Here is an 8,466-nt window from a genome sequence, read left to right as displayed (position 1 = left end):
TTAAATGCTAAAAATTCTGGGTTTCCTCCAAGTAGTATGTCTGTTCCTCTACCTGCCATGTTTGTGGATATTGTAACAGCTCCGACTCTACCGGCTTGGGCGATTATTTCCGCTTCTCTTTCATGATTTTTAGCATTTAAAACGTTATGATGTATTCCTTTTTTCTTGAGTAATCCGGAAAGATACTCTGAGGTTTCCACAGAAACCGTTCCTACTAAAACAGGTCTTCCTTCTTTATGAAGTCTTTCTACCTCTTCTACAACTTGATTAAACTTTTCTTTTTTAGTTTTGTAAACTAAATCCGGATAATCTATCCTTTTAACGGGTTTGTTTGTTGGTATAACTAAAACGTCAAGGTTGTATATCTCTTTGAACTCCAAGGCTTCTGTTTCGGCAGTTCCTGTCATACCTGCAAGTTTTTTATACATTCTAAAGTAGTTTTGGAATGTTATGGAAGCTAAAGTCTGATTTTCTGCTTGAATCTTTACTCCTTCTTTTGCTTCTATAGCTTGATGAAGACCATCTGACCATCTTCTTCCGGGCATGAGTCTTCCTGTAAACTCATCAACTATTACGACTTCTCCATCTTTTACAACGTAATCAACATCTCTGTGATACAGAGTGTTCGCTCTTAAAGATTGATTAATTGCATGAAGTAGGTCAATATTTCTTGGGTCGTAAAGGTTATCTATGTTAAAGTACTTTTCTGCTTTTTCTACACCTTTTTCTGTCAACACTGCTGTTTTATTTTTTTCATCTACAATGTAGTCTTCTTCTTTTGTTAGTGTTTTTACAAAAGAATCTGTCATGTAATAGATTGATACGTCTTCCCCGGATGGTCCGGATATTATAAGAGGAGTTCTTGCTTCATCTATTAAAATAGAATCAACCTCGTCTATTATAGCATAGTGATGACCTTTTACTTGAACCATCTGGTCCTTTGAAAAGACCATGTTGTCTCTTAGGTAATCAAAACCAAACTCGTTGTTTGTACCATAGGTTATGTCTGCTTCGTATGCTGACCTTCTATCACTCTCCACAGCTACCGTGAAAAAGTCTTTTTTTGCTTCTATATCGTACTTTTCCGGTGGTAAAAGTTCACCAAAGTATCCTTTTTCCCATACTCTTTTATCTAAATCTAATGCTCTTTTAAACTTTTCTTCATCAGCCCATTGAATAATGTAAGAAACATGGTTTGTATTTATTACTCCTACCGACAAACCTAAAAATTTATAAATACTTCCCATTGTAATTGCGTCTCTTTTTGCAAGATAATCGTTTACAGTAACAAGATGAACACCTTTTCCTGTTAATGCGTTAAGATATATAGCTATTGCTGCAACAAGAGTTTTACCTTCTCCGGTTTTCATCTCAGCAATCATACCTTTGTGTAAGGCTAAAGCACCTATAAGTTGTACATCAAAAGGTCTAAGTCCAAGTGTTCTTTTTGCAGCTTCTCTTGCCAAAGCAAACGCCAAAGGTAGTTCTTCGATTATTTCACCTTCGGTTATTGCTGTAGATATATGCTCATTATTTCTAACTTTTTCTATCAATTTTAGACTTTCTTCTCTGATTTCTTTGTTTGATAAGGGGTCTAACTGAGGTTCTAATTTATTTATTTTATCAACTATTTCCCTTAATTTTTTTATCTCTCTTTCATTTTTTGTTCCAAAAATTTTTTTTACGATGTATCCTATCAAGGAATCCTCCTAAAAATCAACTTATTGATTTATTATACTCTTTTTTTTATAGTAGAGTTCATAGAATATAAACAAACCAATTCCGATTGTGATAGATGCATCTGCTATGTTAAAGGCAGGCCAGTGATGGTCTTTTATGTAGAAATCTAAAAAATCCCTCACTTGTCCTAAAAATAATCTATCGTAAAGGTTTCCTAAGGACCCACCACCTATTAACGCTAAAGATAATATTTCTAAATTGGATAACTTCTTTTTTGATTTTAAAAAGTAAATAATCACTACAACAGCTGCAACTATTGAAGAACCTATTAAAATCAGTTTTCTTATATAATCTGGAGATTCTGCTAAAATTCCAAATGCAGCACCTTTGTTCCATACTAAGGTAAGGTCAAATAGGTTTGGAATTACATTTATCGTTTTATTAGATAAAATTCTTTCAGCTATTTCTTTTGTTAACAAATCAAGAAAAATAACGACAAAAAATATTCCCCAAAAAAGAGTACTTTTTTTATCCATTATTCAGCCTGATAGTTCTTCGTATCTTCTTCTTCTCCAAGGGTAGGAGGTATTATGTTGTAGAGCATTTCCTCTTCGTTTCTTTGTTGAAAATGTCTTACTATTTCTTCATTTTGGCTACAATCTATACACAATCTAACCCATGGTATTGCTTCCAATCTTTTTTCCCCTATTATAGCTCCACACTCTTCACATATTCCGTAGGTTCCACTATCTATCTTTCTTAACGCTAAATCTATAAGGTATAAAGTTTCTCTATCCGCCTGTGTAAGTCTGTAATGAGTTTCTCTACTTAGCTCGTCCGTTACTGTATCAGCATCGTCTCCAACACCAGTTTTTTCGTTTATATCAGCTTTTGCTGATTCTTCTAAGGATTTTAAAATCTGCTGTCTTTTTTCTAGGAGTTTTTCTCTGATTTTTTCTAAGTCCATTTTAAAAACCTCCAACAAAAATAAGCAAAAATGATATACTAAAATAAATTTTTGTCAAGATTGTTTTTTATACATTTCAATTAACCTTTTTTGTTCTTTCCTTACAAACTCAAAAATATGTTTTTGCTGTGATTCTTTTATGTCTATAAATTTAACTCCATAACATATTATTTTTTGTTTCTCATTTATATTTACAACTTCTGCTTCTTCTTGAATATCTTTATCTAAAAGGGTAAAAGACAGGATTATTTTATCTCCTATACGAATTTTTAGTTTATCCTTATCTTCTGGATTTAAACAAATTTTTGCTCCAGCTGGACTTATATCCATTATTTTTGCTTCTACCCACGCTAAAATATCTTGGTTATCTTCCTTTATTATTTTTCCTACTAAAGCTTCAAGGTCAACTTCAACTCTTGGGTATTCTCTTCTCTGTATTCTGATAAGTTCAAATGTGTGTGGTATTTTAATGATAAATTTCCCGTTTTCGTTTATTATTTCTTCAACTGGTCCTTCCAGATTGTAGGCAGCATCCGATTTTCTTATAAAAGAAATCTTAACTGTATCCCCTATGCTTAGATTTGGAATACTTTTATCTGTTACTATCCAGTACATGTACAGCTCATCTTTATCATATAAGCTTATGCTGTAGTTTCTACCATCTGATGTTTTTAAGGTACCACCTTGGAATAACTCTATATCTTTCGTAGATGTTAATGGAACAAAGTAAGGCACATAATCAAAACCTAACTTTTCCCTCATATCTTTTATTAGGTTTTCATCAAAATCCGGATTCTCTTTTATGTAATGGGTTATTACTTTTTCAAATGGAGATTTAAACTCAATGGACAAAAAAGGGTCTCTACCCATATCTTTAGAGTAGTTCCATAAAATCTCAATTTGTTTATCGTTCAAATTTTTTTCTTTTGCGTATTTTAAGAAGTCTTCATAATGTTTTTTGGCTTTTAATTTTTTACTTAAATTACCCATAAGTATGGCGAATAGAATAAATATGATTAGAAAAATAAGCAAAAATATGATAGCGTTTATGTCAGTGCTACTTAACCTTTCTACCGCCCTCTGATATCCTTCAACTGCTAAGTTTCTATTATCCATCATTAATCCCGATTTTTTCAATTATGATATCATATTTTACGAAAAAAAATCTATAGATAAAGGGTTTTTAAAGATTGGAATTTATCAGAAGCGTTGCCTATATAAATGTTGAAAATTTAAAAGAAAATGTAGAAAGTATTTTTAATTACACCAAGAAAAAAATTTTTGCGGTGGTTAAAGCTGATGCTTATGGTCATGATGCTGAAATTGTTTCAAATCATTTAGAACCTTTAAGTAGTATTGAAGGTTTTTGTGTCGCAACTGCCTACGAAGGATATCTACTAAGAAAATCCGGAATTAGAAAACTTATCTTAGTATTAGGTGGAATTCTTAAAGAAGAGGTTGATATTTTTAATGAGTTTAATCTAACTCCAGTAATATCTGATTTTTACCATTTAGAGTTATCAAAAAAGTTAAAATCAAAAACTGTTCATCTAAAATTTGATACGGGAATGAGAAGACTGGGTTTTTATTTTTCTGATATTGGTAAATTAAGAGAAAAGTTAAGTGGTTTGGCTATTGAGGGGGTTTTATCTCATTTTCCGTCTGCAGATACAGATAAAGAATACACCAAAAATCAGATTAAGGAGTTTATGAAAATTTTAAATTTATTAAATTTAAAACCTAATTATATACATATTCAAAATTCAGCAGGTGTTGTTTACGACTGTCCGTTTTGCAATGTTGTAAGAATAGGATTAGCCCTTTACGGAGAGAAGCCTACATCTGATTATCCAATACATTTAAATCCTGTGATGAGTATACTATCGAAAGTTATTTCTGTAAAAAAAGTTAAAAAGGGAGATAGAATATCTTACAATGGAACATTTCAAGCTCTTACGGATATGAAAGTTGCTGTTGTTTCTTTTGGATATGCTGATGGACTTCCAAGACTTTTATCAAACAAAGGTTGCGTGTTGATTGATGGGGAAAAATGCAGTATTTTAGGGAATATCACAATGGATATGGTCGTTGTTGATGTATCTCATTTAAAAGATGTGAAAGTTGGAGATGATGTTGTTATAGTAGGGAAAAGTAAAGATAAACAGATAACATTTACAGATATTGCAAATCTGTCTAACACAATATCTTATGAAATAATGTGTGGTATATCAAAAAGAGTTGTTAGAAAAGAGGTTAAGTAATATGTTGAATATACTTGTTGTTGATGATGAAAAAAACATTCAAGATTTAATGAGAGATATACTCTCAGATGAAGGATACCATGTGGATACAACCAGAAGTATAACTTCTGCAAAAGATTTGATTAAAAAAAACGCTTATGATGTTGCTTTTTTAGATGTATGGTTAAGTGATGGAGAAGGGTTAGACCTTATACCTTTCATAAAACAAAACTCTCCTGACACCAATGTTGTGATGATATCCGGACATGCAAATATTCCTATCGCTGTAAAAGCAATAAAGGAAGGAGCTTTTGATTTTTTAGAAAAGCCTTTATCAACAGAAACAATATTAGCAACGATTGAAAAAGTAGAAAGAGAAATAAAAATAAAACAAAGTCTCGAATACTTTAAAGAAAAAGAAGAAAGTCAGATAGAGATAATAGGAAACAGTCCTAAAATAGAGGAATTAAAGAAGCAGATTGAAAAAGTGGCTAAAACAAACGCTTGGGTTATGATTTTAGGAGAAAACGGCACAGGGAAAGAACTTGTGGCAAAGTCTATTCATTATCAATCAAACAGAAAAGATTATCCATTTGTTGATATCAACTGTGCATCCATTCCGGATGAGCTTTTTGAGTCAGAGTTTTTTGGATACGAAAAAGGAGCATTTACAAATGCATTTACGAGAAAAATAGGAAAACTTGAACTTGCAGATAAAGGAACACTGTTTTTAGATGAAGTTGCTGATATGAGTTTATCCTCTCAAGCAAAACTTTTGAGAGTTTTAGAAGAAAAAGAATTTTCAAGACTTGGTAGCAATATAAAAATAAAGGTAGATTTGAGAGTAATATCTGCCACTAACAAAGATATACAAAAAGAGGTTGAAAAAGGAACATTCAGACAAGACCTTGCGTTTAGACTATCCGTTATACCGCTTTATGTACCTCCATTAAGAGAGAGAGAAGATGATATCTTACTTTTAGCGGACTACTTTTTGAAAAAGTACTCAATTGAAAATAAAGTGGAACCTCCAATTTTATCTGAAGAAGTTAAAAGTACATTTTTAAATTATAGCTGGCCTGGAAATGTTAGGGAACTTAAAAATTTGATGGAAAGACTTGTAATACTAAACAGTGAATCGGTTATTTACAATAAAGATTTGCCACCTCACATGTTTGCTAGTATAAAAGTAGAAAAAGAGGAATTTATACCTATAACGATAAGACCTTTAAAGGAAGCAAAAGAAGAGTTAGAAAAACAGATGATAAAGAAAGCATTGAAAGTATTTAATAACAACCTTAAAGAAGTTGCAAAAGTTTTAGATATTGATTTATCATCTTTGTATAGAAAAATTAAACAGTACAACTTGGAGGAGTAAAATGCCTTATGTCAATGTTAAGGTAGCAGGAAAACTAACAAAAGAACAGAAAGAAAAAATAGTTGAAGGAATAACGAAACTTTTAGAAGAAGTAGCAAATAAACCGCCTCAATCAACCTACGTTGTAATTGATGAAGTAGATAGAGAAAATTGGGGAAAAGGTGGAAAATTACTTACCGACCTTTGAACTTTCCGCCAACTTTAAAAAGTTTTCTAATATTTTCATACCGGATTGGGTAAGTATTGATTCAGGATGAAACTGAACGCCCCATATAGGATACTTTTTATGTTCTATTGCCATAATCTCACCATCATCTGAACGGGCTGTTATCTCTATATCCGGGGGAAGAGTTGATTCATCTATAACAAGAGAGTGGTATCTTACTGCATTAAACGGATTTGGTACACCTTCAAAAAGTCCTTTTTCATTGTGGTATATTTTTGATGTTTTACCATGCATTAAACATTTTGCCTTTACAATTTTAGCTCCAAAAGCCTGACCTATGGACTGATGACCAAGACAAACTCCTAAAATAGGATATATTCCTTTAAATTTTTTTATAACATCAACAGAGATTCCGGCTTCATTTGGAGTACATGGTCCGGGGGATATTACGATGGCATCAATACTATCCATATTTTCAATGTCTTGTAATGTAATCTCATCGTTTCTTTTTACTAATACCTCTTCTCCTAATTCGTAAAAGTACTGAACTATGTTGTAAGTAAAGGAGTCGTAGTTATCTATCATCAAAATCATTTCTTAACCTCAGATTTTATTGGTGAAATCTTCCATCGATGTTGTTAAAATGGCAACTTTTCTTAACTGTTTTAACTTTTCTAAGTCCTGTAAATCTTTGATTTTTTCTTTTATGTCATCCGGAACGTTTCCAAACTTTGATTCTAATATTTCTATAATAGATTCTTGAGCATCTAATATAAGCCCTTGTTGTAATCCTTGTTGTAATCCTTGTTGTAGCCCTTGTTGTAGCCCTTGTTGTATGCTTTCTTGAATTATTTTTTCTTTTGCTTTTTTTATTGATTCACTGAAAGGTGGAAACCTTTCTAAGTCTTCTAAACTTATTTCTATTGTTATTGGCATATTTTCCTCCTTTTTCATTCTTTCTTCCAGCTTATCAAATATTATATTTCTTATTTTTGCTATTTCAAACAGTACTGTAAAAAGTTCTTTTTGTTCTTTATGAGGTTTACTTTTTATTGTTTTTATTATCTCTTGTAGATAAAAATCCGGATTCTCTATATTACATAATCCGGCTATGAGTTTATCTGCTAAATTTTCACTTGTGATTAGTTCTTTACATGGAAGGTTTCTTATATCTATAAGTTTGTATCTGTAAGTGAAAAAAGGAGCCTTTATTTCTTCTTTCATTCTTAATGGTTCATTTCCAACGTATAAGCAAACCTGAGTTATATCAGATGTATTGTACTTATCTTTTATAAGATAGTAATATTCAAACATTCTATCTGGCATAATTAAGTCGTTTGTACTTTGGATTTCAAGGTGTAAAATTCCACCAGTTTCTAATCTTACGACGAAATCAGCTTCTCTTCTTTTTACTGAACTTAAATTTGTGTCTTGTAGTACTTCCCACTTTATTTCTTTACCAAGAAGAAGCCCCACCAGTTTTGTGGGGCTGTTTTTGAGTATGTTTTTTAAAAGTATGTCAACTTTTATCTTATCCGGCATTCTTTATAAATAAAACCAAGTCTTTCAATCTTGTTGAGTAGCCGTATTCGTTGTCGTACCAAGATGCTACGTGAACAAGATTTCCATCTATTACCTGTGTTAAGAGTGAATCAAATATTGAAGAAGCCGGATTACCTACGATGTCGGAAGATACTATCGGGTCTTCACAGTAGGCTAAAATTCCTTTCATCTCTCCTTCTGCATATTTTTTCATAGCTGCGTTAACTTCTTCTACAGATGTTTCTTTTTCTACTACAACTGTTAAATCGATAAGTGAACCATCTGCAACTGGAACCCTTCTTGCAGTTCCGTCTAACTTTCCTTTCACTTCTGGAATGACTTCTCCTAACGCCTTTGCGGCTCCTGTTGTTGTAGGAACGATATTTACTGCTGCGGCTCTTGCTCTTCTAAGGTCTTTGTGTGGAAGGTTTCTTATATCTATAAGTTTGTATCTGTAAGTGAAAAAAGGAGCCTACTGTGAAGACCCGATAGT

General features: G+C 32.1%; 9 protein-coding genes and 1 pseudogene. 3 read left to right on the top strand and 7 right to left on the bottom strand.

All coding sequences use genetic code 11. The features are described 5' to 3' along the window. The 4 genes from secA to NE054_RS05990 all read right to left on the bottom strand — a co-directional run. On the bottom strand, nucleotides 1–1,700 hold a 1,700-nt coding region (gene secA / locus NE054_RS06005; protein ID WP_297889811.1), incomplete at its 3' end, for a preprotein translocase subunit SecA. Nucleotides 1,701–1,721: 21 nt separating this feature from the next. After that, nucleotides 1,722–2,216, bottom strand: coding sequence for a signal peptidase II (lspA, locus tag NE054_RS06000; RefSeq protein ID WP_297889808.1), 495 nt, complete (start codon nucleotides 2,214–2,216; stop codon nucleotides 1,722–1,724). Next, nucleotides 2,216–2,647 carry a TraR/DksA family transcriptional regulator gene (locus tag NE054_RS05995; protein ID WP_297889806.1) on the bottom strand — a complete coding sequence of 144 codons (432 nt, stop codon included), beginning with the start codon at nucleotides 2,645–2,647 and terminating at the stop codon, nucleotides 2,216–2,218. The genes lspA and NE054_RS05995 overlap by 1 nt, the downstream gene beginning before the upstream one ends. A gap of 54 nt (nucleotides 2,648–2,701) precedes the next feature. Next, entirely contained in the window at nucleotides 2,702–3,784 is a 1,083-nt protein-coding gene (locus NE054_RS05990; RefSeq protein WP_297889803.1) for a PilZ domain-containing protein, read from the bottom strand. Between the two features lie 53 nt (nucleotides 3,785–3,837). Between NE054_RS05990 and alr the strand changes: the two genes are divergently transcribed. From alr to NE054_RS05975, 3 genes are read left to right on the top strand one after another with little or no spacing between them, the layout of a single operon-like run. Continuing rightward, nucleotides 3,838–4,908 (top strand): alanine racemase, encoded by a 1,071-nt coding sequence (gene alr, locus NE054_RS05985; protein WP_297889801.1) that lies wholly within the window; start codon nucleotides 3,838–3,840, stop codon nucleotides 4,906–4,908. A gap of 1 nt (nucleotide 4,909) precedes the next feature. Further along, on the top strand, nucleotides 4,910–6,265 hold the full coding sequence (locus NE054_RS05980) for a sigma-54 dependent transcriptional regulator (RefSeq protein ID WP_297889799.1): 1,356 nt from the start codon (nucleotides 4,910–4,912) through the stop codon (nucleotides 6,263–6,265). A gap of 1 nt (nucleotide 6,266) precedes the next feature. Then, a complete protein-coding gene (locus tag NE054_RS05975) occupies nucleotides 6,267–6,452 on the top strand; it encodes a 4-oxalocrotonate tautomerase family protein (RefSeq protein ID WP_297889795.1) in 186 nt (61 codons plus the stop codon). Here the strand turns inward: NE054_RS05975 and NE054_RS05970 are convergent. The 3 genes and pseudogenes from NE054_RS05970 to NE054_RS05960 form a co-directional block, all read right to left on the bottom strand. Continuing rightward, the gene (locus tag NE054_RS05970; protein WP_297889792.1) at nucleotides 6,435–7,025 is read right to left on the bottom strand and encodes an aminodeoxychorismate/anthranilate synthase component II; all 591 of its coding nucleotides are present in this window, start codon (nucleotides 7,023–7,025) and stop codon (nucleotides 6,435–6,437) included. The two genes, NE054_RS05975 and NE054_RS05970, sit on opposite strands and share 18 nt — an antisense overlap. Before the next feature lie 9 nt (nucleotides 7,026–7,034). After that, nucleotides 7,035–7,973 carry a hypothetical protein gene (locus NE054_RS05965; protein ID WP_297889791.1) on the bottom strand — a complete coding sequence of 313 codons (939 nt, stop codon included), beginning with the start codon at nucleotides 7,971–7,973 and terminating at the stop codon, nucleotides 7,035–7,037. Continuing rightward, nucleotides 7,963–8,421, bottom strand: a pseudogene (locus NE054_RS05960) (type I glyceraldehyde-3-phosphate dehydrogenase); the annotation flags it as partial. The gene NE054_RS05965 and the pseudogene NE054_RS05960, both read right to left, overlap by 11 nt. Nucleotides 8,422–8,466: the final 45 nt, after the last annotated feature.

The organism is Sulfurihydrogenibium sp. (assembly GCF_027448985.1).
GTDB lineage: Bacteria > Aquificota > Aquificia > Aquificales > Hydrogenothermaceae > Sulfurihydrogenibium.
Note: the sequence above shows the minus strand (reverse complement) of the source record. Positions and strands in the feature narration are given on the sequence as shown.